This is a genomic window from Streptomyces sp. NPDC058758, from assembly GCF_042746075.1.
Taxonomy (GTDB): Bacteria; Actinomycetota; Actinomycetes; order Streptomycetales; family Streptomycetaceae; genus Streptomyces.
In genome coordinates this window covers 544087-567561 of record NZ_JBHYPS010000001.1, presented here as the reverse complement: position 1 = coordinate 567561, position 23475 = coordinate 544087, and the positions used below count along the sequence as shown (strand labels likewise).

The following is a 23475-nucleotide window of genomic DNA, read 5'->3' as shown; positions in this document are numbered from 1 at the left end:
GCGCGCACGCCCTCTCTCGGTAGTGATGTCCAGCCGCCGTTATCGTGACAGCGGCCACTGACAACGCGGGGGAGCGGCGTGAGCGCGGAGGAGAACGCGGGGCGGCGGAGGTTCCCGGCGGCGCGCCTCCCGCGCGGCCGGGGCGCGCGGACCGCCGTCGTCGCCGGACTGATCGGCGCTCTGCTCGGCGCGGGTGGCGCCGCCTGGGCCTCGGCGGAGGGCCGGCCCGGGTGTGCCCGGCGGGCCGCTCCGAGGACGAACCCCGGCTGAAACCGCCGACCGGGTGCGGGTCATGCGCGACGTGATCACCGTTCGAGGGTGTGGCCCGTCGTCGCGTCCACGTGGGCCGGGACCGGGTCGTGGCGGTCGCCGACCGTGGAGGTGCCGGTGGGCTCGAAGAGGAGGATCGACGCGCCGCCGGGGGCGGACGGCTTGTGCTCGACGCCCCGGGGGACGGTGAAGACCGAGCCCTTCGGGAGGTGGACCGTGCGCTCGCCGGCCGGTTCGCGGAGCGCGATCGACAGTTCGCCGTCGAGGACGAGGAAGAACTCGTCGGTGTCGTCGTGCGCGTGCCACAGGTGCTCGCCCTCGACCTTGGCCACGCGCACGTCGTAGTCGTTGACGCGGGTGACGATCCGGGGGCTCCACAGGGCGTCGAAGGAGGCGAGGGCGGCGGCGAGGGCGACGGGCCCGTTGCCGGTCATGGGTTCGTTGCTGGTCATGGGGTGATCCTCGTCGTGGCGGCGGCCCCGGCGGGAGTGCTAGGAATCGCACATGTCGCAAGGATCCTCGCAGCCGGCCACGCACCCGCCCGCCCTCCACCGGGTCGTCGTGATCGTCGACGCCAACTCCAACCCCTTCGAGCTGGGCTGCGCCAGCGAGGTCTTCGGGCTGCGCAGGCCGGAGCTGGGCGAGGGGCGGGAGCTGCTCTACGACTTCCGGCTCTGCTCGCCGGAGCCGGAGACCCTCATGCGGGACGGGTTCTTCACGCTGACCGGGGTGCGGGGCCTGGAGGCGGCCGACACCGCCGACACGGTCATCGTGCCCAACCGGCCCGACGTGGCCGTGCCGCGCCGCCCCGCCGTGCTCGACGCGATCCGGCGGGCGCACGCGCGGGGGGCGCGGCTGGTCGGCTTCTGCAGCGGGGCCTTCACGCTCGCGGAGGCCGGTGTCCTGGACGGGCGGCGGGCGACCGCGCACTGGCAGTGGGCGGACGCCTTCCGGGCACGGTTCCCGGCCGTGCGCCTGGAGGAGGACGTGCTGTTCGTCGACGACGGCGACATCCTCACGGCGGCGGGCAGCGCGGCCGCCCTCGACCTGGGGCTGCACGTGGTGCGGCGCGACCACGGGGCGGAGGTGGCGAGCGCGGTGAGCCGACGGCTCGTCTTCGCCGCCCACCGGGACGGCGGGCAGCGGCAGTTCATCGAGCGGCCGGTGCCGGAGGTCCCCGAGGAGTCGCTGGCGCCGGTGCTCGCCTGGGCGCAGGAGCGTCTCGACCGGCCGCTGACCGTGGCCGACCTCGCCGCGCGGGCGGCCGTCAGCCCGGCGACCCTGCACCGGCGCTTCCGGGCGGAGCTGGGCACGACGCCGCTGGCCTGGCTGACGGGGGAGCGGGTGACGCTGGCCCGTCGGCTCCTGGAGCGGGGGGAGGCCCGGCTCGACGTGGTGGCGCGGGCGAGCGGGCTCGGCACGGCGGCCCATCTGCGGACCCTGGTGCGCCGCGAGACGGGGCTGTCCCCGTCGGCGTACCGGAACCGCTTCGGCCCGGGCGGGACGTGAGTCCCGGCCCGGGCCGCGGGGGTCGTGCGGGTCGTGCGGGGCGCCATGCGGGCGGCGGCGGTCTCAGTTGCTGTGGGCGGTGATGTCGCCGTGCGAGGTGGTGGCGCGGATGGCGAGGCCGGCGCCCTTGCCCTCGGCGTTCCGCAGGCCGTTGCTGACGCGGCCGTAGGAGGTGCCGGCGTCGAGGGTCGCGGCGACACCGCGGGCGGCGCCGACCGAGATCGAGCCGGACAGGGTGCTCAGCGCCACCGAACCGGCCGTGGCCTCGGCGATCCGCAGGTCGCCGCGGGCGGTGGTGAGTTCGGCGGAGCCGGTCAGGCGGCCGATGGCGAGGGGGCCGTCCTGGAGGGCGAGGCGGGCGCTCGCGGCCTCGTCGAGCTTGACCGAGCCCTGGGCGGCCTCGAAGACGACGTCCCCGAGCCGGCCGACGCCCCGCAGCTCCCCGGCGGCGGCCCGGCCCTCGACGGAGGAGCCGGCCGGGAGCCGCACGGTGATCTCGACGGAACCGGAGGCGCCGAAGAGCTGGTTCTTCGCCTCGGGGGCGGTGATCCGCAGCACCCCGTCGGCGAACGAGACGTCGACCGCCTCGGCGGCCTTCACGTCACGGGACTTCGCGGGGCTGGAGGGACGGACCTCCACGGTCGCGTCGGCGCGGTCGGCGGCGATGAAGCGGAGGCTGCCGGCCGGGACGGCGACGACGGCGGCGATCGGGGCGGTGGCGGCGAAGGTCTGCATGATGTCTGCTCCTCTGAAGCGGCGTCGGCGTTTCCGACATGGAAAAAGCTACGTTGCTTTCCACTTCTCGACAACAGCTTCGTTGCACTGGAATGGCGTGCGTGCAGCTCAGAGCGGCAATTTCATTGCAATGAAGTGTAAATTGACGCAACGGCATATGCCTGTGCGTTGCAATGGCTGAGCGGTGAACGCTATGCTGGGCCCGTCGCGCACGAACGCGGCGCACGGACGAAGGGAATCCGCGATGCCGGGAGGCAGACTCACCCAGCAGGAACGCCAGCAGATCGCGCTGGGGCTGGCCGACGGGCTCGCCTACGCGGAGATCGCCCGGCGGCTCGAACGGCCCACCTCCACCGTCACGCGCGAGGTGATGCGCAACGGCGGCCCCACCGCCTACCGCCCCGACCTGGCCCACCGCGCCACAGAGGGCCGCGCCCGGCGACGCCGGCCCGGCAGCGGCGACGCCGCGCCGGCCGTGCGGGCCGACGGGCGCGACGCGGCGGCCGTGCGCGACTACGAGGAGGCGTTCGCCACCGTCTTCATGCAGGGTGGCCTGCCCCGCATGACGGCCCGCGTCCTCGCCGCCCTCTACGCCACCGACGCGGGCAGCCTCACCGCCGGCGAACTCGGCGAGCGGCTCCAGGTCAGCGCGGGCTCCGTCTCCAAGGCCATCGCCTTCCTGGAGGGGCAGAGCCTCATCCGCCGCGAGCGCGACGACCGGCGCCGCGAGCGCTACATCGTCGACGACGAGCTCTGGTACCAGTCGATGATCGCCGCCGCCAAGGCCAACGAGCAGATGGTCGAGATCGCCCGCCAGGGCGTCGCCGTCCTCGGCCCCGGCACCCCGGCCGCCGCCCGCCTGGAGAACGTCGCCCGCTTCATGGACTTCGTCAGCGAGGGGATCGTGCGCGCGGCCGAGCAGGCCCGGGAGATCCTGCTGACGAAGCCGGCGGACGCGGCCCCGGAGGGTGCGCCGGACGGCGACTGACGGCGGCCGGTGGCGACCGGCGAGGCGCGCGGAGCCCGCGATCCACCCCGCGTCCGACCCGTATCTGACCTTCCGTCAGAATGGAACGTGTTCTAGTCTGCGCGCCATGGGCATCGCCATCACGCACGAACAGCGGGACCTCGCCCGGTCCGTCCGCGCCTGGCTCACCCGCGCCGCGCCCCCCGAGGAGCTCCGCCGGTGGCTCGACGCGCCCGAGCCGCCGGCCGGCCGGCCCGGCCACTGGGACGCCGCCGCCGCGCAGGGGCTCCTCGGGATCCACGTCCCCGAGGAGCACGGCGGCGGGGGCGGCGGCCTCGACGACCTCGCCGTGGTCGTCGAGGAGACCGCCCGGGCCCTCCTCCCCGGCCCCTACCTCCCCTCCGTCCTCGCCGCCGAACTCCTCCACCGCGCGGGCCCCGCCGCCCACGGCACGCTCCTCGCCGACCTCGCCGAAGGCCGCAGGACCGGCGCCGTCGCCCTCGGCGGCACCGGCACCCTCACCGCCGTGCGCACCGACGACGGCCACCTCCTCGACGGCACCGCGCCGCCCGTCCTCGGCGCCGCCCAGGCCGACCTGCTCCTCCTCCAGGCCGCCACCGCCGACGGCACCGTCTGGCTCGCCGTCGACGCGAACGGCCCCGAAGGCACCGGCCCCGCCGTCCGCGCCCACGCCTCCGCCGACCCCACCCGGCCCACCGCCGAGGTCACCGCCGCCGCCCTCCCCGTGCCCGCCTGCCGGACCCTCGCCCTCGACACCGGGCTCGTCCACGACCTCGCCGCCGTCCTCTTCGCCGCCGACGCCTGCGGCACCGCCGCCCGCGCCGTCGAGACCGCCGCCGAACACGCCCGCACCCGCGAGCAGTTCGGCCGGCCCATCGGACAGTTCCAGGGCGTCAAACACCTCTGCGCCGACATGCTCGTCCGGCTCGAACAGGCCCGCGCCCTCACCTGGGACGCCGCTCGCGCCACCCACGACCCCGCCCGGCCCCTCGTCGCCGCCCTCGCCGCCGCCACCGCCCTCGACGCCGCGTACGGCTGCGCCAAGGACTGCATCCAGGTCCTCGGCGGCATCGGCTTCACCTGGGAGCACGACGCCCACCTCCTGCTCCGCCGCGCCCTCGTCGCCCGCCAGCTCCTCGGCACCGGCGACCGCTTCCGCCTCGACGCCCTCCGGCACGCCGCCACCGGCCTGCGCCGCGCGCTGCGCCTCGACCTGCCGCCCGCCGCGGAGCCGTACCGCGCCGCCGCCCGCGAAGCCGTCGCCGTCGCCGCCGGACTCGACCCCGCCGCCGCCCGCCGCGCCCTCGCCCCCACCGGTCACGCCGCCCCGCACCTCCCGGAGCCCTACGGCCTCGGCGCCGGACCGCTCCAGCAGCTCGCCGTCCAGCGCGAACTCGACGACGCCGGGATCACCGTCGCCGGACTCGGCATCGCCACCTGGGTCGTCCCCTCCCTCCTCGCCCACGGCAGCCCCGCACAGCAGGAACGCCACCTCGGGCCCACCCTCCGCGGCGAGCGGCGCTGGTGCCAGCTCTTCTCCGAGCCCGGCGCCGGCTCCGACCTCGCCTCCCTGCGCACCCGCGCCGAACGCACCGGGGACGGCAGCTGGCGGATCACCGGCCAGAAGGTGTGGACGAGCGCCGCCCAGTGGGCCGACTTCGGCATCCTCCTCGCCCGCACCGACCCGGACGCCCCCAAGCACCGGGGGCTCACGTACTTCCTCGTCGACATGAAGAACACCCCCGGCATCGACATCCGGCCCCTCAAGGAGATCACCGGGGACTCCCTCTTCAACGAGGTCTGGTTCGACGGCGCCGTCCTCCCCGCCGACGCCGTCGTCGGCGAGGTGAACGACGGCTGGCGGGTCGCCCGCAACACCCTCGGCAACGAACGCGTCCACATGGCCGACCAGGTCGTTTTCGACACCGGCCTCGAAGCGCTCATCAAGGCGTCCGCCGAGGCCGACGGCTCCGTCCGCGCCCGCACCGGCGCCCTCCTCGCCGAGGCCCACGCGCTGGCCTGCATCGGCCTGCGCACCACCCTCCTCCAGGTGTCCGGCCTCGAACCCGGCGCGGGCGCCAGCGTCCGCAAGCTCGTCCAGACGCTCCACCAGCAGAAGACCGCCGAACTCGCCCTCGAACTCCTCGGCCCCGCCGGAGCGGTCCGCGAGGGAGCCGGCACGGCCGCCGTCCACGGGGTGCTCATGTCCCGCTGCCTCACCATCGCCGGCGGCACCACACAGGTACAGCTCAACGTCGTCGCCGAGCGGCTGCTCGGCCTCCCCAGGGACTGAGAGGGCACGCCATGAAGTCGTACGTCGCCGGCGTCGGCATGACGAAGTTCGAGAAGCCCGAGACCCGCGACTGGCAGTACTGGGACATGGCCCGCGAGGCCGGCACCGCCGCCCTCGCCGACGCCGGCATCCCGTACGAGAAGGTCGAACAGGCCGCCGTCGGCTACTGCTTCCAGGCCTCCACCGCCGGCCAGCGCGCCGTCTACGAACTCGGCCTCACCGGCCTGCCCGTCTACAACCTCAACAACAACTGCGCCACCGGCTCCACCGCCCTCATGACCGCCCGGCAGCTCGTCGAGGGCGGCATCGCCGACTGCGTCCTCGCCCTCGGCTTCGAGAAGATGAGCAGGGGCTCCCTCGGCGGCGGGGCGGGCGGGGCCGGCGACTTCGCGACCTCCCCCGTCGCCCGCCACTACGGCATCATGGCCGCCGCCCACGGCTTCGAGGCCTCCCCGCCCACCGCCCAGATCTTCGGCAACGCCGCCCGCGAGCACATGGAGCGGTACGGCACCACCGAGGCGCAGCTCGCCGCCGTCGCCGCCAAGAACCACCTCCACTCCTCCCGCAACCCGAACGCCCAGTTCCAGGACGTCCACTCGGTCGACGAGATCCTCGCCGCCAGGACCGTCCACCGCCCCCTCACCAAGCTCCAGTGCTCGCCCACCTCCGACGGCGCCGCCGCCGCCCTCGTCGTCTCCGAACGCTTCGCCGCCGCCCACGGCCTGGAGGCGCGGGCCGTGGAGATCGCCGGACAGGCCATGACCACCGACACCGGCGAGTCCTTCGCCTCCGGCTCCTGCATCGACGCCGTCGGCCGCCCCATGTCGCGGGCGGCCGCCTGGCAGGCCTACGAGACCTCCGGACTCGGCATCGAGGACGTCGACGTCATCGAGCTCCACGACTGCTTCTCCGTCAACGAACTCCTCACCTACGAAGCCCTCGGCATGTGCGAGGACGGCGCCTCCGGCAAGCTCGTCGAATCCGGCGCCACCACCTACGGCGGCCGATGGGTGGTCAACCCCTCCGGCGGCCTCATCTCCAAGGGCCACCCCCTCGGCGCCACCGGCCTCGCCCAGGCCGCCGAACTGGTCTGGCAGCTCCGCGGCGAGGCCGGCGGCCGCCAGGTCACCGGGGCCCGCGTCGGCCTCGCCCACAACATCGGCCTCGGCGGCGCGGCGGTGGTCACCCTCCTCCGCAAGGCGTAGAGGTCCGGCGCGGGTCGTAGGACCCTTGCCGCATGTACGGGGCGGAGCCGGTCTGCGACCATGACGGCCATGCCGCAGACCGACTCCGCCACCGGATCCACCCCGACCCGCTCCTCCATACGCACCCCCCGCCCCTGGCTCGTCGTCCTCGTCGCCTGCGCCGGGCAGTTCCTCGTCGTCCTCGACGTGTCGGTCATGAACGTGGCACTGCCGTCGATCAGGGCCGACCTCGACCTCTCCTCCCTCGGCCTCCAGTGGGTGATCAACGCCTACTCGATCGCCTTCGCCGGCTTCATGCTGCTCGGCGGCCGGGCGGCCGACCTGTACGGGCGCAAGACCATGTTCCTGGCGGGCCTCGGCCTCTTCACCGCCGCCTCGGTCGTCGGCGGCATCGCCCCGGAGGGCGTCTGGCTCATCGGCGCCCGCGCCGCCCAGGGACTCGGCGCGGCGGCCCTCTCCCCGGCCACCCTCACCCTCGTCACCTCCGCCGTCCCCGCCGGCGCCGCCCGCACCCGGGCCATCGCCACCTGGACGGCGGTCGGCGCGGCCGGCGGCGCCGCGGGCGGCTTCGTCGGCGGCCTCCTCGTCGACCTGCTGAACTGGCGCTGGGTCCTCCTCGTCAACGCCCCCCTCGGCCTCGCCTTGCTGGCCGCCGCCGCGCTCGGGATCCGCGAGGGCCGCGCCACCGCCGGCCGCCGCCTGGACCTGCCCGGCGCGGTCCTCGTCACCGCCGGCCTCGCCACCCTCGCCTACGGCATCGTGCAGACAGAGATGGCCGGCTGGACCTCCGCCGCGACCCTCCTGCCGCTCCTCGGCGGCCTCGCGCTCCTCGCCGTCTTCGCCGCCGTCGAGAAGCGGACGAAGGAACCCCTCGTCCCGCTCGGCATCTTCCGCAACCGGGCCGTGTCCGCCGCCAACGCCGGGATCATGCTGTGCGGCGCGAGCTCCTTCGCCATGTGGTTCTTCATGACGGTCTACGCCCAGAACGTCCTCGGCTACACCCCGCTCCAGGCCGGACTCGCGCTCGTCCCCAGCTCGCTGGCCGTCCTCGTCGGCTCCAAGGCCGCGCCCCGCCTGATGGCCGTCACCGGCGCCCGGGCCCTCGCCGTCACCGGCGTCCTCGTCGCCGCCGCGGGCTTCGCCTGGCAGTCCACGATGACCGCCGACGGGACCTTCCTCACCACCATCCTCGGCCCCGGCCTCCTCATGATGGGCGGCATCGGCCTCGCCACCACGCCCCTCGCGACCCTCGCCACCTCCGGGGCCGCCCCCGGCGACGCGGGCCTCGTCTCCGGCCTGGTCAACACCTCCCGCACCATGGGCGGAGCCCTCGGCCTCGCCACCCTGACGACGGTGGCGGCCGCGACCCACGTCCCCCCGGGCCCCGGCTCCGGTGCCATCGGCTCCTACGACCCGGACGCCCTGGACGCCCTCTCCCTGGTCCCCGGCTACGCCATGGCCTTCCGCGTCTCGACCGGCGTCCTCCTCTTCGCCGCCGTCCTGATGGCCCTCTGGCTGCCGCGCCCGGCGCGGAAGGGCTAGGGCCGGGACCGGAGCGGGGGCGTCAGAGCCAGCCCTGCTGCCGGGCGGCCCGGGCCGCCTCCATCCGGTTGCGGGTGCCGGTCTTCCCGATCGCGGACGACAGGTAGTTCCGCACCGTCGACTCCGACAGCCGCAGCCGGCCCGCGATGTCGGCGATCGTCGCGCCGTCCACCGCCGCCGACAGGGCCTCCCGCTCACGGGCCGTCAGCGGGTTCGGGCCCGCGCCGAGCGCGGCGGCGGCGAGCGCCGGATCGATCACGGTCTCGCCGCGCAGCACCTTCCGGACCGCCTCCGCCAGCTCCTCCACCGGCCCGTCCTTCACCAGGAACCCGGCCGCCCCCGCCTCCATCGCCCGCCGCAGGTACCCCGGCCGCCCGAAGGTCGTCAGGATCAGCACCCGGCAGTCCGGCACCTCGTCCCGCAGCTCCGCCGCCGCGTCCAGGCCCGACCGCCCCGGCAGCTCGATGTCGAGCAGCGCCACGTCGGGCCGCGCCAGCAGCGCCCGCTCCACGATCTCGTCCCCCCGCCCGACCTGGGCGACGACCTCGATGTCCGGCTCCATCCCCAGCAGCAGCGCGAGCGCGCCGCGCATCATCCCCTGGTCCTCGGCGAGGAGCACCCGGACGGACTTGGCGGGCCGGTGGTCCCGCGGCATCTCGTTCACGGGGGAAGCCTAGGCGGTGCCCGCGCCCGGGACCCCGTCCGCGACCGTGTCCGGGCTCGCGGCCGTGTCCGGGTCCCCGGGCTCCGGGGATCCCGCCGTCACCGGGAGTTCCGCCGTCAGGCGGAAGCCGCCGTTCGGGGCCGGGCCCGCGGCGAGGGCGCCGCCGGCGGCGGAGAGGCGCTCGCGCAGGCCGCGCAGGCCACTGCCCGGCGTGCCGGCGGCCGGGCCGCGGCCGTTGTCGGTGACGGTGAGCCGGACCCGCTCCGGGCCGCTCGCCACCACGATCTCGCAGCGGGTGGCGCCCGCGTGCCGGACCACGTTCGTCGCCGCCTCCCGCACCACCCAGCCCAGCAGCGCCTCGGCGGCCGGTTCCAGCGGCGGGCCCGAACGCCGCACCACCGGCTCCACGTCCGCCGAGGAGAGCGCGTCGCGCGCCCGGTCCAGCTCCGTGCCCAGGCTGCCCTCCCGGTAGCCCGTGACGGCCTCCCGGATCTCGGTGAGCGCCTGCCGGCCCACCGACTCGATGTCCGCGAGCTGCCCGAGCGCCGCGTCCAGGTCGCGCGGGGCCAGCCGCCGGGCCGCCTCCGACTTCACCACGATCACGGACAGGGTGTGGCCGAGCAGGTCGTGCAGGTCGCGGGAGAAGCGCAGCCGCTCCTTCTCGACCGCCGACCGGGCCAGCTCCTCGCGGGTGGCCCGCAGTTCGCCGACCGTCTCGTTCAGCGCGAGGATCGCCGCCGTCACCATGGTCGAGATGAAGGTCCCGTACACGATCCCGACGGAGTTCCAGCCGTCCCGCCAGAAGGTGACGACGCCGACCGCCGCGACCAGGGGGAAGGTGAGGAGCCGCAGTTCCCGGCCGCCCCGCGCCACCGCGCCGAGCGCCAGGCCGAGCAGCGGGAAGAGTAGCAGCCACTCGCGGCCGTAGCCGGCCGCGAGGGCGAAGGTGACGGCGGCGAGGGCGCCCAGCAGGGCCCAGGTGGCGGTGGTCTCGCGCCGGGACCGGTCGAAGGCGCGGAAGACGATCGCGATGTACAGCGTGTTGAAGGCCAGCAGGCCGGCCATGCCCAGCCAGGGGTTGGCGGCCTCGCCGCTGACGAGGTGGGAGAGCGAGCCCATCCCCATCAGCAGCCACGGCAGGAGGCTGAGCCCGCTGGGGCCCCGCTCCTGTCGGGTCCCGCACCTCTCCCGCCGTCGCTTCCGCCACCGGTTCCGCATGCCGGGCCCCCCGTCAGACCGTCCGTGCGGAACGACGGTACGAGACCGCCGCGTAGCCGCCGAAGAGCACCGTCCAGCCGGCGATCACCGCGAGGCACGACGCTGCCGGCGCGTGTCCCCCGGACAGGGCCGCCCCCAGCTCCGCGAAGCGGTTCGTGGGCGTCCAGGCGGAGAGCGCGGCCAGCCGGCCGGGGAAGAGCGAGACGGGGAACCACAGGCCGCCGACGACCGCCAGGCCGAGGTTGCAGGCCACGTTCACCACGCCGGCGGTCTGCGCCGAAAGCCGGTAGCCGTTGCCGAGGCCGAGCAGGGTGAAGGGCAGCGAGCCGAGCCACAGCGCGACGGCCACCGCCGCCCAGTGCGCGGGGGGCATCCGCACGCCGTTGAGCAGCCCGCCCGCCAGCAGGATGGCGGCGATCGCCGGCAGCACCACGACGGTGCCGGTCAGGGCCCGCCCGGTGACGACCCGGCGCGGGGTCATCGGCGTGATCCGCAGCTGCCGCAGCCAGCCGGTGGACTTGTCCTCGGCGACGCCGGTGCCGAGCGAGAGGGCCGCGCCCATCGCCCCGTACGCGGCCATGCCCACCATCGCGACCGTCCTGTAGGCGGGGTCGCCCTGCCCGCCGAGGTTGGTGAAGAGCAGGTACATCATGACCGGGACGCCGATGGTGGAGATGACGAAGCCGGGGTCCCGCAGGGCACGGCGGGTCTCCAGTCCGATGTAGGCGGCGGTGGTCGACAGGACCGGCGGGGCCGCGGCGGCGGGGGTGCGGGCGGGGACGGGTGCGGGGATGCTCATCGGCTCGGCTCCGGTTCCGGGGCGGCGCCCGCGCGGGGGCGGGTGAGGGCGAGGAAGGCGTCGTTCAGGGTGAGCGGGGCGACTTCGAGGCCCCGGACGGCGTCCCGTGCGGCCAGCGCCCGCACGGTCGCGTCGGAGTCGTCGGTGCGGAGCCGGGCGCGGTCGCCCCGGATCTCCACCTCGGTCACCCCGGGCAGCTCGGAGAGGTACGCGGAGGGGGCGCCGCCCAGGTCGAGGGAGACGAGCGCCCCGCCGGCCGCCCGCTTCAGGTCCTCGGGCGTGCCGTCGGCGACGACCCGGCCGGCGTCGAGGACGACGATCCGGTCGGCGAAGGAGTCCGCCTCCTCCAGGTGGTGGGTGGAGAACAGGACGGTGTTGCCCCGCCGGGCATAGCCGTGCATGGCCTCCCAGAACTCGCCGCGGGCCTCCACGTCGAGCGCGGAGGTCGGCTCGTCGAGGACGATCAGCTCCGGCTTGCCGGCCAGCGCGACGGCGAACCGGACCCGCTGGGCCTGGCCGCCGGAGAGGCGGTCCACCCGGCGGTCGGCGAGGGCGGTGAGCCCGGCGAGGGCGAGGGCGTCGGCGACGGGCATCGGCCGGGGGTAGGTCCGGGCGACGAAGCCGACGAGCTCGCGGACGGTGACGCGGGAGACGGCGCGGCCCTCCTGGAGCATCGCCCCGACCCCGCCCGCGAGGACGGCCCGCTCGGGGGTGGTGCCGAGCAGGGAGATCCGGCCGCCGTCGGGGACGTCGAGGCCGAGCAGCAGGCTGATGACGGTGGACTTCCCGGCGCCGTTGCGCCCCAGCAGGGCGAGGGTCTCGCCGCGCCGGACGGTGAGGTCCACGCCGTCGGCGGCCCGGACGGAGCCGTAGGTCTTGGTGACCGCCTCGAAGACGGCCGCGGGTTGCTTCGTCATGCTCCGAAGGTACGGAGCGGGGGGCCGGGTCCGGCAGGTCCCGGCGTACGGACCCGGCCGTGACAAATGTCCCGGGAGGCCCCGTCCACAGGTAACTGACGTACCGTCAGACCGCTGGCGTACGAGGGTTCCCAACGCCCGGCCCCTCCGCTATACATGGGGGACACCGAACTGGAACGCGTTCTACATCGGCGCGTACGGAACGGTTCCCGCACGGCCTCGGCGTGACCGACGGTGCGGACGGTCGCGCCGAGGTCTTCCACTCCAAGGACCTCCAAGGAGCAGCAAGTCGATGCCCATTGACCCCGCCAAGGCCCTCGCCGCCGAACCCCGCAGCGCCGAGATCGCCTGGGACCACAAGGACGTCCAGCTCTACCACCTCGGCCTCGGGGCCGGCAGCCCCGCCACCGACCCGGCCGAGCTGCGCTACACCCTCGAATCCCGGCTCCACGTGCTGCCCAGCTTCGCCACCGTCGCCGGCGCCGGCATGGGCGTCGTCGGCGGACTGTCCGCCCCCGGCATCGATGTCGACCTCGCCGCCGTCCTCCACGGCGGCCAGTCGATCACCCTCCACCGCCCGCTGCCCACCGGCGGCCGGGCCGTCTCCACCTCCCGCGTCGCCGCCGTGTACGACAAGGGCAAGGCCGCGATCCTCGTGCTGCGCTCCGAGGCCGCCGACGACGAGGGCCCGCTGTGGACCTCCGACGCCCAGATCTTCGTCCGCGGCGAGGGCGGCTGGGGCGGCGACCGCGGCCCCTCCGAGCGCCTGGAACTCCCCGGCCGCGAGCCCGACAAGACCGTCGAGCGCCCGATCCGCGAGGAGCAGGCCCTGCTCTACCGCCTCTCCGGCGACTGGAACCCGCTCCACGCCGACCCCGAGTTCGCCGCGCTGGCCGGCTTCGACCGCCCGATCCTGCACGGCCTCTGCTCGTACGGCATGACGCTCAAGGCGGTGGTGGACACGGTGCTCGACGGCGACGTCACCCGGGTCCGCGCCTACCGCACCCGCTTCGCCGGGATCGTCTTCCCCGGCGAGACCCTGCGCATCCGGATGTGGGCCGGGGACGGCCGCGTCCAGGTGACCGTGACGGCCGTGGAGCGCGACGACGCCCCGGTCCTCGCCGACACCGTCGTCGAACACTCGTAGAACCGCCCCCGGAGGGAGCCGCACCATGCGCGCAGCCGTACTGCACGAGATCGGCCAGGACAAACTGGAGGTCCTCGACGACGTCGAGGCGGTGGGCTTCGGCCCGGGCAGGGTGCGGATCCGGGTGCGGGCCACCGGCCTGTGCCACTCCGACGTCTCCGCCATGAGCGGCGTCCTGCCCCAGCCCGCGCCCTTCGTCCCCGGCCACGAGGGCGCCGGCGAGATCCTCGACGTCGGCGACGGCGTCACCGGACTCGCCCCCGGCCAGCGGGTCCTGCTCTGCTGGCTGCCCGCCTGCGGCAGCTGCGCCGCCTGCCGGCGCGGCCAGACCCAGCTCTGCCTCGCCGGCTTCATGAACGCCGGCACCCCCAACTTCAAGCGCCCCGGCGGCGACGTCTTCGGCTTCGCCGGCACCGGCACCTTCACCGAGGAGGTCGTCGTCGACGCCGGCTGCGCCGTCCCCATCCCGGACGACGTGCCCTTCGACGTCGCCGCCCTCATCGGCTGCGGCGTGACCACGGGACTCGGCGCCGCCATCAACACCGCCAAGGTGGAGGCCGGTTCCTCGGTCGCCGTCATCGGCTGCGGCGGCGTCGGCATCTCTGCCGTCCAGGGCGCCCGGCTCCAGGGCGCCGCCCAGATCGTCGCCGTCGACCCCGTCGAGTCCCGCCGCGAGGCCGCCCTCCGCTTCGGCGCCACCGAGGCCGTCGCCCCCGAGGACCTGTCCGACGCCAAGCAGCGGATCACCGCGGGCGAGGGCTTCGACTACGTCTTCGAGGTCGTCGGCAGGTCCGCCACCGCGCGGACGGCGTACGAGACCACCCGGCGCGGCGGCACGCTGTGCGTGGTCGGTGCCGGCGCCATGGACGACAACCTCCAGCTCAACATGTTCGAGCTGTTCTTCGACGAGAAGCGGATCCTGCCCTCGATGTACGGCGGCGGGGACGTCCTGCGGTCGTACGAGCGGGCCATCGCCCTCTGGCGGGCCGGCCGCATCGACCTGGAGTCGCTCATCACCCACCGGGTCCCGCTGGCGAACGTCAACGAGGCCCTGGAGCAGATGCGGACCGGCGCGGCCCTCCGCACCTGCATCGAGATCTGAGAGGAACCCGACCGATGTCACTGCCGCTTGAGGGGCTGAGCGCGATCGTCACCGGCGCCGGACGCGGGCTCGGCCGCGCCGAGGCGCTCGAACTGGCCCGGCTCGGGGCGTCCGTGGTCGTCAACGACTACGGGCAGCCCGGCCGGGACGGCTCCGGGGAGGCGTCGGCCGCCCCCGCCGAGGAGGTGGCCGCCGAGATCACCGCGGCCGGCGGCCGGGCCGTCGCCCACCTCGGGGACGTCTCCGACTTCGAGACCGCGCGCGGCCTGGTCGACCTGGCCGTCGCCGAGTTCGGCAAGCTCGACGTCCTGGTCAACAACGCGGGCATCCTGCGTGACCGGATGGTCTTCTCGATGAGCGAGGACGAGTGGGACTCGGTCGTCCGCGTCCACCTCAAGGGCCACTTCAACACCACCCGCTTCGCGGCCGTGCACTGGCGCGGGCGCGCCAAGGCGGGGGAGGCCGGCGTCTACGGCCGGATCGTCAACACCTCCTCCGAGGCGTTCCTCGCCGGTTCGGCCGGACAGCCCAACTACGCGGCGGCCAAGGGCGGCATCGTCGGCCTGACCACCTCCACCGCGCTCGCCCTCGCCCGGTACGGGGTCACCGCCAACGCGATCTGTCCCCGCGCCCGCACCCGCATGACGGAGGACGTCTTCGCCGGCTTCGCCGAGCCGGCCGCCGAGGACGAGCTCGACCCGCTGTCGCCCGAGCACGTGGCCCCGCTGGTCGGCTACCTCGCCTCCCCGGCCGCCGCCCGGGTCAACGGACAGCTGCTCGTCGTCCACGGCGGGATGGTCGCGGTCGTCGAACGGCCCCGGGTGGCGGCCAAGTTCGACACCGCCAAGGAAGCCTTCGGCTTCGAGGAACTCGACGGGCTGCTCACCCCGTACTTCGCCGAGCGCCCGCCGAACGAGACCTTCGCGGCCGCCGAGGTGCTGGGCCTGAAGAAGGGCTGAGCCCCGGCCGCAGGGGATGGTGGGGACGGCGAAGGGCCCCGGGGGAGTCGCCCCCCGGGGCCCTTCGCCGTGCGCGCGAGGGGGTCCGGTCTAGCCGTCGCCCTCGCGCCGGTGCCGGCCGTGCGGGGCGGAGGAGGACTCCTCCGCCGGCGCGGCCGGGCCGCGGTGCCGTCCGGCACCCGTGTCCTGCGACTCCTGCGCCGCCTCCGTGCTGTTCTCCGACATGGTCGTACTCACCCCGTCGACTTGCTCGTACCCGTGCGGTGTTGCGGCGGTGAGTCTAACCAGCGGGCTTGCGGTCGGTCAGGGGCGCCTGCTGGAGCGGCACAGGCCGGCACGCGCGCGGCGGCGCGTCCCCGGCGGGCCCTCCGGGTCCGTGCTCCGGCTGAGGCTCGGGCTCCGGCTCCTCCGGCTCCTCCGGCACCGAGAGGCCGGCCAGCGCGCACGGCAGCTCCTCCGTCGAGCACGGCAGCCGCAGCACGCCCTCCGGCGACCACGCCCCGGCCCCCGCCAGCCACCCGGGCGGCGCCGCCACCTGGTGCATCCGCCGCCCCGAGGGCCGCCACAGCCCCACCCAGCTGCCGGCCGCCGCGTCGATCCGCAGGGCGACCCCGCAGCTCTCCGGCATCAGCACCTGCCCCGGCTGGACCGCGAAGGGCGTCACCGCCGCGTCGTCCAGCCGCAGGCACTCCGGGAACCGCACCGGCAGCAGGCTCCCCAGCACCCCCCACCCCAGCCGCTCGTGCCCCGGCGACGGCGCGTCCGAACGGATCAGCAGCAGCCCGCTGTCCGGGTCCGCGAGCAGCAGCCGGTCGTCGCTCGCCTCGGTGATCTGGAGCAGCGGCGACACCTCGCCGCCCCGCTCCAGATCGACCGCGACCGTCTTCACCGGCCCGTCGCCGAGCCGCCGGTCCAGGGCCAGCATCCGTCCCGTCCGGTCCAGCCAGACCCCGCCCGCGCAGTGGCCGGGGAGCTCCGCGACCCGCTCAGGGCCGAAGGCCCCGCCGGCCACCAGCCAGAGCGTGGTGGAATCCGGGCCGATGTGACGCGCGTAGGCGCAGATGCCGTCCGGGGACGGCGGCAGCAGCTCCACCGGCCCGGGGCCGGGGGCCTCCACCGAGCCGAGCCGCAGCTCGCCGGTGCCGGGGCCGGTCGGGTAGAGCAGCGAGAAGGTGTGGCGCCGCCCGTCCACCCGGCGGCACACCAGGACCCGCCCGTCGGCGAGCGGCAGCAGCTGCGCGTCCGGCTCCTCCGGCTGGTCCAGGGGGAGCGGCACGGCGTACGGCTCCGGGCCGTCGAGGGTCCAGCGCTCCGCGTACAGGGCGTCCCCGGAACCCGCGAGCCTGGCCGCGTACGCGCCGTTCGCCGTGATCGCGAAGCCCGTCGGGGGACGGACGGCCGTCCCCTCGTGGTCGCCGTCCTCGGCCGCGGTCTCGATGGCACACGCTGTCATCGACTCGTCACCTCCGGCCACGAAGCTAGTTTTCGCACTTCCAGCCGAACAACACGACCCCGCGCACTTCACACATAAGGGTGGCGGTGCGGGGGTTCGATTGAGCGGAGGGGGCCGGTTGTGCTGACGGGGCCAGGGGTACGTAAGGTAAGGCGAACCTAAGCGGATCCTGTGGCTCCGCCGTGGAACCCCGTACCGCCGTCCCACCTCGACGTCCGCCATCGAAGAGGAGCCCTCCCGATGTCCCTCCGCCGCCGCGGCACCGCCGCCGCCCTCGCCCTCGCCGCCGCCCTCTCCCTCGCGGCCTGCGGAGGCGGCGACGACCCGTCCGACGCCTCCAAGAAGGAGGAGACGGCGAAGAAGAAGGACGTCGCCACCGGCGGCAAGGACTTCGGCGACGCCGCCGCCAAGACCGCCGCCCTGGGCACCGACGCCAAGCCGGGCCAGTTCCCCCGCACCCTCACCCACGCCATGGGCAAGAGCGAGCTCAAGGCCGCCCCCAAGCGCGTCGTCGTCCTCGACGTCGGCGAGCTCGACAACGTCGTCTCCCTCGGCGTCCAGCCCGTCGGCTACGCCCCCTCCGAGGGCGACGACGGCATCCCGGGCTACCTCGCCAAGGACGCCGGCAGCCCCAAGTCGGTCGGCACCATCAACAACCTCAACCTGGAGGCCATCGCCAACCTCCAGCCCGACCTCATCCTCGGCAGCCAGCTCCGCGCCGCCGACAAGTACGACGAGCTGTCGAAGATCGCGCCCACCGTCTTCTCCATCCGCCCGGGCTTCACCTGGAAGGAGAACTACCTCCTCAACGCCGCCGCCCTCGACAAGACCGCCGAGGCGAAGGCGAAGCTCGCCGCCTACGAGACCAAGGCGAAGAAGCTGGGCGAGGACGTCGGCCCGAACAAGCCGGTCGTCTCGATGGTCCGCTACCTCCCGGGCAAGATCCGCCTCTACGCGAAGGCGTCGTTCATCGGCACCATCCTGGAGGACGCCGGCCTGCCCCGGCCGAAGAACCAGCAGATCGACGAGCTGGCCGCCGAGATCAGCCCCGAGAAGATCGACCAGGCCGACGGCGACTGGATCTTCACCGGCGTCTACGGCGACGCCAAGGCGACCAAGAAGGACGCCGCCCAGGGCAACCCCCTCTGGAAGAACCTCAAGGCCGTCAAGGCCGGCCAGGCCAAGGACGTCCCGGACGAGACCTGGTACCTCGGCCTCGGCGTCACCGCGGCGAACAGCGTCCTCGACGACCTGCGCGCCGACCTGGTCAAGAAGTAGCGGCCCCGGCCCGGGGTCGTCCACGGGCCAGGGCGGCGGGGCACGGAGGACAGGTAGCCTTTCCTCCGTGCCCCGTCTGTCTGAAGTCATCGCCGAGCTCGACGCCCTCTGGCCGCCCGAGCGGGCCGAGTCGTGGGACGCCGTCGGCACCGTCTGCGGCGACCCCGACGCGGAGGTCCGCCGCGTCCTCTTCGCCGTCGACCCCGTCCAGGAGATCGCGGACGAGGCCGTCGCCCTCGGCGCCGACCTGATCGTCACCCACCACCCGCTCTACCTGCGGGGGACGACGACGGTCGCGGCCGGCCACTTCAAGGGCCGCGTCGTGCACACCCTGATCAAGCACGACGTCGCCCTGCACGTCGCCCACACCAACGCCGACACCGCCGACCCCGGCGTCTCCGACGCCCTGGCCGGCGCCCTCGGCCTGCGCGTCACCGGACCGCTCGTCCCCGAGAACAACCTCGGCCGGATCTGCGAGCTCGACCACCCCGAGACCCTCGCCGAGTTCGCCGCCCGCGCCGCGGAGCGGCTGCCCGCGACCGCGCAGGGCATCCGGGTCGCCGGCGACCCGGACACGACCGTCCGCCGCGTCGCCGTCAGCGGCGGCTCCGGCGACGGCCTCTTCGCCGCCGTGCGCGCCGCCGGGGCGGACGCCTTCCTCACCGCGGACCTGCGCCACCACCCCGTCTCCGAGGCCACCCAGCACTCCGCGCTGGGCCTCGTCGACGCCGCCCACTGGGCCACCGAATGGCCCTGGTGCGAGCTGGCCGCCGCCCAGCTCGACACGATCTCCGACCGCCACGGCTGGGACCTCCGCGTCCACGTCTCGAAGACGGTCACCGACCCCTGGTCCTCCCACCACACTTCCTCTGGAGCCCCCAACTGAACGCCGCGCCCGCCGACCAGATCCGCCTCCTCGACGTCCAGGCCCTGGACGTCCGCCTCCAGCAGCTCGCCCACAAGCGCAAGGCGCTGCCGGAGCACGCGGAGATCGAGGCGCTGACCAAGGACCTCACCCAGCTGCGCGCCCTGCTCGTCGCCGCGCAGACCGAGGAGAGCGACTGCGCCCGCGAGCAGACCAAGGCCGAGCAGGACGTCGACCAGGTCCGCCAGCGCGCCGCCCGCGACCAGCAGCGGCTCGACTCCGGTGCCGTCTCCTCCCCGAAGGACCTGGAGAACCTCCAGCGCGAGATCACCTCGCTCGCCAAGCGCCAGGGCGACCTGGAGGAGATCGTCCTGGAGGTCATGGAGCGCCGCGAGTCCGCCCAGGAGCGCGTCGCCGAACTGACCGAGCGCACCGGGGCCGTCCAGGCCAAGGTCGACGACGCCACCGGCCGCCGGGACGCGGCCCAGGCCGGTCTCGACGAGGAGGCCGCCACCGTCGCCAAGGAGCGCGAGGTCGTCGCCGGCACCGTCCCGGCGGACCTCCTCAAGCTGTACGACAAGCTCCGCGAGCAGCAGGGCGGCGTCGGCGCGGCCCGCCTCTACCAGCGCAAGTGCGAGGGCTGCCACATCGAGCTCAACATCACCGAGCTGAACGAGGTCCGGGCCGCCGCGAAGGACGCGGTCGTGCGCTGCGAGAACTGCCGCCGGATCCTGGTCCGCACGGCGGAGTCCGGCCTGTAATGCGCGAGCTCGTGGTCGAGGCGGACGGCGGCTCCCGGGGCAACCCCGGGCCCGCCGGCTACGGCGCCGTCGTCCTCGACCCGGCCACGGGCGAGACCCTCGCGGAGGCCGCCGGGTACATCGGCGTCGCGACGAACAACGTCGCCGAGTACAAGGGCCTCATCGCGGGCCTCCGCGCCGCCCTGGAACTGGCGCCCGACGCCACGGTCCGGGTCAGGATGGACTCCAAGCTCGTCGTGGAGCAGATGTCCGGCCGCTGGAAGATCAAGCACCCGGACATGAAGCCCCTGGCGGCGGAGGCGGCCCTCGCCTTCCCCCGGGACCGCGTCCGCTACGAGTGGATCCCCCGCGAGCGCAACAAACACGCCGACCGCCTGGCCAACGAGGCGATGGACGCGGGCAGACGCGGCGAACAGTGGTCCCCCCGCGACACCTCCGCCGCCCGGGCCGCGGCGACCCTGCCCGCCGCCCCGGCGGGCCCGCCCGGCGACGCGGCGGCGGGCGCGGCCCGCGCCCGCGAGGCCCTGGCGGCCGCCGCCGCCGAACCGGCCGTGGGCGATCGCTCCGCGGCGCGTGGGGGTGCCCCCTCCGGGGGAGGGCGGGCACAGCCCCCGGTGCCGGGCACCGGCCTCCAGGACCCATCCGCCGCCGAGCCCGCCCCCGCGGGCTCCGCCCCCGCGGGCTCCGCCCCCGCGGGCTCCGTACCGGCGGGCTCCGCGCCCGCGGGCCCCGCCCCCGCCCGCCCCGCGGAACGCCCGCCCACGGCCGCACCCGACCTCTCCGCGCCCGCCACCTTCGTCCTCCTCCGGCACGGAGAGACCGCGCTCACGCCCGAGAAGCGGTTCTCCGGGTCCGGCGGGAGCGACCCCGAGCTGTCCGAGGCCGGGCGACGCCAGGCCGCCGCCGTCGCCGAGGCGCTCGCCGCGCGCGGCACGATCCAGCACGTCGTCAGCTCGCCGCTCGCCCGCTGCCGCCAGACCGCCGAGACCGTCGCCGCCCGGCTCGGACTCGACGTCGTCGTCGACCAGGCGCTGCGCGAGACCGACTTCGGCGCCTGGGAGGGCCTGACCTTCGGCGAGGTCCGCGAGCGGTACCCGGAGGACATGGACGCCTGGCTCGCCTCCCCGAAGGCCGCCCCGACCGGCGGCGGCGAGAGCTTCACCGCCGTCGCCCGCCGGGTCGCCGCCGCCCGCGACCGGCTGGCCGCCGCCCACGCGGGCCGCACGGTCCTCCTCGTCAGCCACGTCACGCCCATCAAGACCCTGGTCAGACTGGCGCTCGGCGCCCCGCCGGAGTCGCTGTTCAAGATGGAGCTGTCGGCCGCCTCGCTCTCCGCCGTCGCCTACTACGCCGACGGCAACGCCTCCGTGCGCCTCCTCAACGACACCTCGCACCTCAGGCGCTGAAGGCCCCGCCAAACCGGTGGCGGCGACGGGGGGTCCCGTACCACCATCCCCGTATGACCTGGCACTTCACCACCGACCCGGCCGTCTTCCGGGCCGCCGCCCGCGCGCACCTCGCCGCCGAACCGGTCCGCAACACCGCCGTGCTGACCATGATGGACGGCGCGGAGCTCCTCGGCTGGTGGACCGGCCCGGACGGGACCGTGTCCGGCGTCCTCGCCGGGTCCCCGGCCCCCGTCCTCACCTTCGGCGCGGTGCCCGTGGAGGCGGCCGCCGCGCTGGTCCTGCCGGACGGGGTGGAGCCCGCCACGCTGCGCGGGGAGACGGCGGCGGTGGAGGCGTACGCCGGTGCCACCGGCCTCCCCTGGGAACCCGTCATGGGCATCCGGCTCTTCCGGCTCGGCGAACTCGCCCCCCGGGACCCGGCCCCGCCCGGGCGCTCCCGGCCCGGCGGCACGGCGGACCTCCCGCTGCTGTGCGACTGGACCGCCGACTTCGCCGCCGTCCACCGCTACGCACCGCAGGACGACTACACGGACTTCCTCACCGAGCGGATCGCCGAGGGCCGCCTCCACGTCTGGGAGGCCCCCGACGGCCGCCCCGCGGCGATGGCCGCCGTCTCCCGCACCATCGAGGGGCAGGCCCGCGTCCACCTCGTCTACACCGCGCCCGCCGAGCGCGGCCGGGGCTACGCCGCCGGCGTCACCACCGCCGCCACCCGCGCCGCCCTCGCCTCCGGCGCCGCGCAGGTCCTGCTCTTCACCGACCTCGCCAACCCCACCAGCAACGCCCTCTACCGGCGCCTCGGCTACCGCCCGGTGGCCGACCACCTCGGGGTGCGCTTCACGCCCCGGCCGTAGGCGCCCGCAGCGCCGCCGCCTCCCGCGCCAGGGCCTCCACCCGGCCCCAGTCGCGGGCGGCGAGCGCGTCCGGCGGCAGCATCCAGGTGCCGCCGACGCACGCCACGTTCGGCAGGGCGAGGTAGGAGGGGGCGGAGGCGGCCGAGACGCCGCCCGTCGGACAGAACCGCGCCCGCGGCAGCGGGCCCGCCAGCGACTTCAGGTACGGCACGCCGCCCGCCGCCTCCGCCGGGAAGAACTTCAGCTCCGTGACGCCCTCCTCCAGGAGGGCCAGCACCTCGGAGGCGGTCGAGGCGCCCGGCAGGAACGGCACGCCCGACTCCCGCAGCGCCCCGAGCAGCCGCCCCGAACACCCCGGGCTCACCAGGAACCGCGCCCCGGCCCGTACCGCGTCCGCGGCGCCGGCCGCCGAGACCACCGTCCCCGCGCCGACCACCGCCCCCGGCACCTCGGCCGCGACCGCCCGCACCGCGTCGAGCGCGGCGGGGGTGCGCAGGGTGATCTCGATCAGCGGCAGCCCGCCGGCCACCAGGGCCCGGGCCAGCGGCACGGCGTCGGCGGCGTCCTCGACCACCACGACGGGGACGACGGGGGCGTGCGGGGCGAGCGCGAAGAGACCGGGGGTGCGGAGCATGCCCTCATCCTGACCGGCGCCACCAGTCCACGCAACGGCCGTTGCGCACCGTGCAACGGACTTCCGGGCGTGCCTCAGTGGATCTCGTCCACCAGCACGTCCAGCGCCCCCGCCTTCGCACCCGTCTCCACGACGTACCCGAGGTCCCGCAGCACCTCCACCAGCTCCGCCGGCGTGCCCGGTGCCGCGTCCGCCTCCAGCAGGCTGCGGACGATCCGGCCCTTGGTCGCCTTGTTGAAGTGGCTGACCACCTTCCGGGTCGGCGCGTGCAGCACCCGTACCGTCGCCGTCCGCGCCGCCGTGTCGCCCTTGGGCTTCCACGCCGTCGCGTACGCCGCCGAGCGCAGGTCCAGCACCAGGCCGTCGCCGGCCGCCTCCGGCAGCACCGAGGCCATCGCGCCCCGCCAGTGCGTGCCCAGCGCGCCGAGCCCCGGCAGCTTCACCCCCATCGAGCAGCGGTACGACGGGATCCGGTCCGTCACCCGCACCGCGCCCCACAGCCCGGAGAAGACCAGCAGCGAGGCCGCCGCGCGCTCCCGGGCCGCCGCGTCCAGCGTGGCCAGGCCCAGCGCGTCGTACAGGACGCCGGTGTAGATCTCCCCGGCCGGCCGGGCGCCCGCCGTGCGCAGCCCGACGTTCTTGGCGACCTCGCCGCGCAGCCCCTCGCTCAGGCCCAGCACCTCGCGCGCCTTCTCCTCGTCGGCCGCGCACAGCTCGACCAGCTCGTCCAGGACGGCCGCCCGCGCCTCCGCGAGCCCGGGCAGCGACAGCGACTCCGGCTTGAGCGGCGCCCCGGTCCCGGAGGACGCCTTGCCTTCGGAGGGCGGCAGCAGCACGAGCACGGTGGTTCTCCTTCGTACGGACGGGAACGGG

24 protein-coding genes are annotated in these 23475 nt (G+C 75.3%); 14 read left to right on the top strand and 10 right to left on the bottom strand.

What is annotated here, in order from left to right; genetic code table 11:
• Positions 1-78 precede the first annotated feature (78 nt).
• Entirely contained in the window at positions 79-270 is a 192-nt protein-coding gene (locus tag ACFW6A_RS02560) for a hypothetical protein (RefSeq protein ID WP_351853221.1), read from the top strand.
• Between the two features lie 35 nt (positions 271-305).
• Here the strand turns inward: ACFW6A_RS02560 and ACFW6A_RS02555 are convergent, their stop codons facing one another.
• A complete protein-coding gene (locus ACFW6A_RS02555) occupies positions 306-722 on the bottom strand; it encodes a cupin domain-containing protein (protein ID WP_386485064.1) in 417 nt (138 codons plus the stop codon).
• A gap of 52 nt (positions 723-774) precedes the next feature.
• On the opposite strand from ACFW6A_RS02555, the gene ACFW6A_RS02550 reads away from it, so the two are divergent.
• Positions 775-1779, top strand: coding sequence for a helix-turn-helix domain-containing protein (locus ACFW6A_RS02550; protein WP_351853219.1), 1005 nt, complete (start codon positions 775-777; stop codon positions 1777-1779).
• Between the two features lie 63 nt (positions 1780-1842).
• Here ACFW6A_RS02550 and ACFW6A_RS02545 read toward each other — a convergent pair whose 3' ends face one another.
• Entirely contained in the window at positions 1843-2514 is a 672-nt protein-coding gene (locus tag ACFW6A_RS02545; protein ID WP_386485160.1) for a DUF4097 family beta strand repeat-containing protein, read from the bottom strand.
• Positions 2515-2758: 244 nt separating this feature from the next.
• Here ACFW6A_RS02545 and ACFW6A_RS02540 point away from each other — a divergent pair, with 244 nt between their 5' ends.
• The 4 genes from ACFW6A_RS02540 (at position 2759) to ACFW6A_RS02525 (ending at position 8542) form a co-directional block, all read left to right on the top strand.
• The gene (locus ACFW6A_RS02540; protein ID WP_351856431.1) at positions 2759-3502 is read left to right on the top strand and encodes a MarR family transcriptional regulator; all 744 of its coding nucleotides are present in this window, start codon (positions 2759-2761) and stop codon (positions 3500-3502) included.
• A gap of 106 nt (positions 3503-3608) precedes the next feature.
• The gene (locus ACFW6A_RS02535) at positions 3609-5795 is read left to right on the top strand and encodes an acyl-CoA dehydrogenase (protein WP_386485158.1); all 2187 of its coding nucleotides are present in this window, start codon (positions 3609-3611) and stop codon (positions 5793-5795) included.
• A gap of 11 nt (positions 5796-5806) precedes the next feature.
• Complete coding sequence (locus ACFW6A_RS02530) at positions 5807-7000, top strand: lipid-transfer protein (RefSeq protein ID WP_351856435.1); 1194 nt, start codon at positions 5807-5809, stop codon at positions 6998-7000.
• A gap of 60 nt (positions 7001-7060) precedes the next feature.
• Positions 7061-8542, top strand: a complete 1482-nt coding sequence (locus ACFW6A_RS02525; protein WP_351856436.1) for an MFS transporter — start codon at positions 7061-7063, stop codon at positions 8540-8542.
• A gap of 22 nt (positions 8543-8564) precedes the next feature.
• On the opposite strand, the gene ACFW6A_RS02520 is transcribed toward ACFW6A_RS02525, so the two are convergent.
• Genes ACFW6A_RS02520 through ACFW6A_RS02505 form a run of 4 tightly spaced genes read right to left on the bottom strand, consistent with a single transcriptional unit; the run spans position 8565 to position 12140 of the window.
• On the bottom strand, positions 8565-9197 hold the full coding sequence (locus tag ACFW6A_RS02520; protein ID WP_351856458.1) for a response regulator transcription factor: 633 nt from the start codon (positions 9195-9197) through the stop codon (positions 8565-8567).
• Positions 9198-9215: 18 nt separating this feature from the next.
• On the bottom strand, positions 9216-10424 hold the full coding sequence (locus ACFW6A_RS02515) for a histidine kinase (RefSeq protein ID WP_351856437.1): 1209 nt from the start codon (positions 10422-10424) through the stop codon (positions 9216-9218).
• A gap of 13 nt (positions 10425-10437) precedes the next feature.
• A complete protein-coding gene (locus ACFW6A_RS02510) occupies positions 10438-11223 on the bottom strand; it encodes an ABC transporter permease (RefSeq protein WP_386638266.1) in 786 nt (261 codons plus the stop codon).
• Positions 11220-12140: an ATP-binding cassette domain-containing protein gene (locus ACFW6A_RS02505; RefSeq protein WP_386638263.1), complete on the bottom strand. Its 921-nt coding sequence runs from the start codon at positions 12138-12140 to the stop codon at positions 11220-11222. Before ACFW6A_RS02505 ends, ACFW6A_RS02510 begins: the two co-directional genes overlap by 4 nt.
• A gap of 292 nt (positions 12141-12432) precedes the next feature.
• Here ACFW6A_RS02505 and ACFW6A_RS02500 point away from each other — a divergent pair, with 292 nt between their 5' ends.
• Genes ACFW6A_RS02500 through ACFW6A_RS02490 form a run of 3 tightly spaced genes read left to right on the top strand, consistent with a single transcriptional unit; the run spans position 12433 to position 15348 of the window.
• On the top strand, positions 12433-13287 hold the full coding sequence (locus tag ACFW6A_RS02500; RefSeq protein WP_351856441.1) for a MaoC/PaaZ C-terminal domain-containing protein: 855 nt from the start codon (positions 12433-12435) through the stop codon (positions 13285-13287).
• A 25-nt stretch (positions 13288-13312) separates the two neighbouring features.
• On the top strand, positions 13313-14389 hold the full coding sequence (locus ACFW6A_RS02495) for a Zn-dependent alcohol dehydrogenase (protein ID WP_351856443.1): 1077 nt from the start codon (positions 13313-13315) through the stop codon (positions 14387-14389).
• A gap of 14 nt (positions 14390-14403) precedes the next feature.
• Positions 14404-15348 (top strand): 3-oxoacyl-ACP reductase, encoded by a 945-nt coding sequence (locus ACFW6A_RS02490; RefSeq protein WP_351856446.1) that lies wholly within the window; start codon positions 14404-14406, stop codon positions 15346-15348.
• A gap of 90 nt (positions 15349-15438) precedes the next feature.
• Here the strand turns inward: ACFW6A_RS02490 and ACFW6A_RS02485 are convergent, their stop codons facing one another.
• Both ACFW6A_RS02485 and ACFW6A_RS02480 read right to left on the bottom strand, forming a co-directional pair.
• Positions 15439-15573, bottom strand: coding sequence for a hypothetical protein (locus ACFW6A_RS02485; protein WP_351856448.1), 135 nt, complete (start codon positions 15571-15573; stop codon positions 15439-15441).
• Between the two features lie 55 nt (positions 15574-15628).
• A complete protein-coding gene (locus ACFW6A_RS02480; protein ID WP_351856450.1) occupies positions 15629-16801 on the bottom strand; it encodes a hypothetical protein in 1173 nt (390 codons plus the stop codon).
• Positions 16802-17041: 240 nt separating this feature from the next.
• Here ACFW6A_RS02480 and ACFW6A_RS02475 point away from each other — a divergent pair, with 240 nt between their 5' ends.
• The 5 genes from ACFW6A_RS02475 (at position 17042) to ACFW6A_RS02455 (ending at position 21968) form a co-directional block, all read left to right on the top strand.
• Positions 17042-18079, top strand: coding sequence for an ABC transporter substrate-binding protein (locus tag ACFW6A_RS02475; protein ID WP_386638257.1), 1038 nt, complete (start codon positions 17042-17044; stop codon positions 18077-18079).
• 67 nt (positions 18080-18146) lie between these two features.
• Entirely contained in the window at positions 18147-18965 is an 819-nt protein-coding gene (locus ACFW6A_RS02470; protein ID WP_351856454.1) for a Nif3-like dinuclear metal center hexameric protein, read from the top strand.
• The gene (locus ACFW6A_RS02465) at positions 18962-19705 is read left to right on the top strand and encodes a zinc ribbon domain-containing protein (protein ID WP_386483622.1); all 744 of its coding nucleotides are present in this window, start codon (positions 18962-18964) and stop codon (positions 19703-19705) included. The genes ACFW6A_RS02470 and ACFW6A_RS02465 overlap by 4 nt, the downstream gene beginning before the upstream one ends.
• Entirely contained in the window at positions 19705-21111 is a 1407-nt protein-coding gene (locus tag ACFW6A_RS02460) for a bifunctional RNase H/acid phosphatase (RefSeq protein ID WP_386638254.1), read from the top strand. Before ACFW6A_RS02465 ends, ACFW6A_RS02460 begins: the two co-directional genes overlap by 1 nt.
• A gap of 53 nt (positions 21112-21164) precedes the next feature.
• Positions 21165-21968 carry a GNAT family N-acetyltransferase gene (locus ACFW6A_RS02455; RefSeq protein ID WP_351852122.1) on the top strand — a complete coding sequence of 268 codons (804 nt, stop codon included), beginning with the start codon at positions 21165-21167 and terminating at the stop codon, positions 21966-21968.
• Here the strand turns inward: ACFW6A_RS02455 and eda are convergent.
• A complete protein-coding gene (eda, locus tag ACFW6A_RS02450) occupies positions 21952-22602 on the bottom strand; it encodes a bifunctional 4-hydroxy-2-oxoglutarate aldolase/2-dehydro-3-deoxy-phosphogluconate aldolase (RefSeq protein ID WP_351852119.1) in 651 nt (216 codons plus the stop codon). The two genes, ACFW6A_RS02455 and eda, sit on opposite strands and share 17 nt — an antisense overlap.
• Positions 22603-22676: 74 nt before the next feature.
• Positions 22677-23444: a peroxide stress protein YaaA gene (gene yaaA, locus ACFW6A_RS02445; protein ID WP_351852116.1), complete on the bottom strand. Its 768-nt coding sequence runs from the start codon at positions 23442-23444 to the stop codon at positions 22677-22679.
• Between the last annotated feature and the right edge of the window lie 31 nt (positions 23445-23475).

Excerpts from the sequence above, each read along its gene's own strand:
- ACFW6A_RS02555 (WP_386485064.1), bottom strand. The coding sequence starts at position 722 with ATGACCAGCAACGAACCCATGACCGGCAACGGGCCCGTCGCCCTCGCC.
- ACFW6A_RS02550 (WP_351853219.1), top strand. The coding sequence starts at position 775 with ATGTCGCAAGGATCCTCGCAGCCGGCCACGCACCCGCCCGCCCTCCAC.
- ACFW6A_RS02545 (WP_386485160.1), bottom strand. The coding sequence starts at position 2,514 with ATGCAGACCTTCGCCGCCACCGCCCCGATCGCCGCCGTCGTCGCCGTC.
- ACFW6A_RS02540 (WP_351856431.1), top strand. The coding sequence starts at position 2,759 with ATGCCGGGAGGCAGACTCACCCAGCAGGAACGCCAGCAGATCGCGCTG.
- ACFW6A_RS02535 (WP_386485158.1), top strand. The coding sequence starts at position 3,609 with ATGGGCATCGCCATCACGCACGAACAGCGGGACCTCGCCCGGTCCGTC.
- ACFW6A_RS02530 (WP_351856435.1), top strand. The coding sequence starts at position 5,807 with ATGAAGTCGTACGTCGCCGGCGTCGGCATGACGAAGTTCGAGAAGCCC.
- ACFW6A_RS02525 (WP_351856436.1), top strand. The coding sequence starts at position 7,061 with ATGACGGCCATGCCGCAGACCGACTCCGCCACCGGATCCACCCCGACC.
- ACFW6A_RS02520 (WP_351856458.1), bottom strand. The coding sequence starts at position 9,197 with ATGCCGCGGGACCACCGGCCCGCCAAGTCCGTCCGGGTGCTCCTCGCC.
- ACFW6A_RS02515 (WP_351856437.1), bottom strand. The coding sequence starts at position 10,424 with ATGCGGAACCGGTGGCGGAAGCGACGGCGGGAGAGGTGCGGGACCCGA.
- ACFW6A_RS02510 (WP_386638266.1), bottom strand. The coding sequence starts at position 11,223 with ATGAGCATCCCCGCACCCGTCCCCGCCCGCACCCCCGCCGCCGCGGCC.
- ACFW6A_RS02505 (WP_386638263.1), bottom strand. The coding sequence starts at position 12,140 with ATGACGAAGCAACCCGCGGCCGTCTTCGAGGCGGTCACCAAGACCTAC.
- ACFW6A_RS02500 (WP_351856441.1), top strand. The coding sequence starts at position 12,433 with ATGCCCATTGACCCCGCCAAGGCCCTCGCCGCCGAACCCCGCAGCGCC.
- ACFW6A_RS02495 (WP_351856443.1), top strand. The coding sequence starts at position 13,313 with ATGCGCGCAGCCGTACTGCACGAGATCGGCCAGGACAAACTGGAGGTC.
- ACFW6A_RS02490 (WP_351856446.1), top strand. The coding sequence starts at position 14,404 with ATGTCACTGCCGCTTGAGGGGCTGAGCGCGATCGTCACCGGCGCCGGA.
- ACFW6A_RS02485 (WP_351856448.1), bottom strand. The coding sequence starts at position 15,573 with ATGTCGGAGAACAGCACGGAGGCGGCGCAGGAGTCGCAGGACACGGGT.
- ACFW6A_RS02480 (WP_351856450.1), bottom strand. The coding sequence starts at position 16,801 with ATGACAGCGTGTGCCATCGAGACCGCGGCCGAGGACGGCGACCACGAG.
- ACFW6A_RS02475 (WP_386638257.1), top strand. The coding sequence starts at position 17,042 with ATGTCCCTCCGCCGCCGCGGCACCGCCGCCGCCCTCGCCCTCGCCGCC.
- ACFW6A_RS02460 (WP_386638254.1), top strand. The coding sequence starts at position 19,705 with ATGCGCGAGCTCGTGGTCGAGGCGGACGGCGGCTCCCGGGGCAACCCC.
- ACFW6A_RS02455 (WP_351852122.1), top strand. The coding sequence starts at position 21,165 with ATGACCTGGCACTTCACCACCGACCCGGCCGTCTTCCGGGCCGCCGCC.
- eda (WP_351852119.1), bottom strand. The coding sequence starts at position 22,602 with ATGCTCCGCACCCCCGGTCTCTTCGCGCTCGCCCCGCACGCCCCCGTC.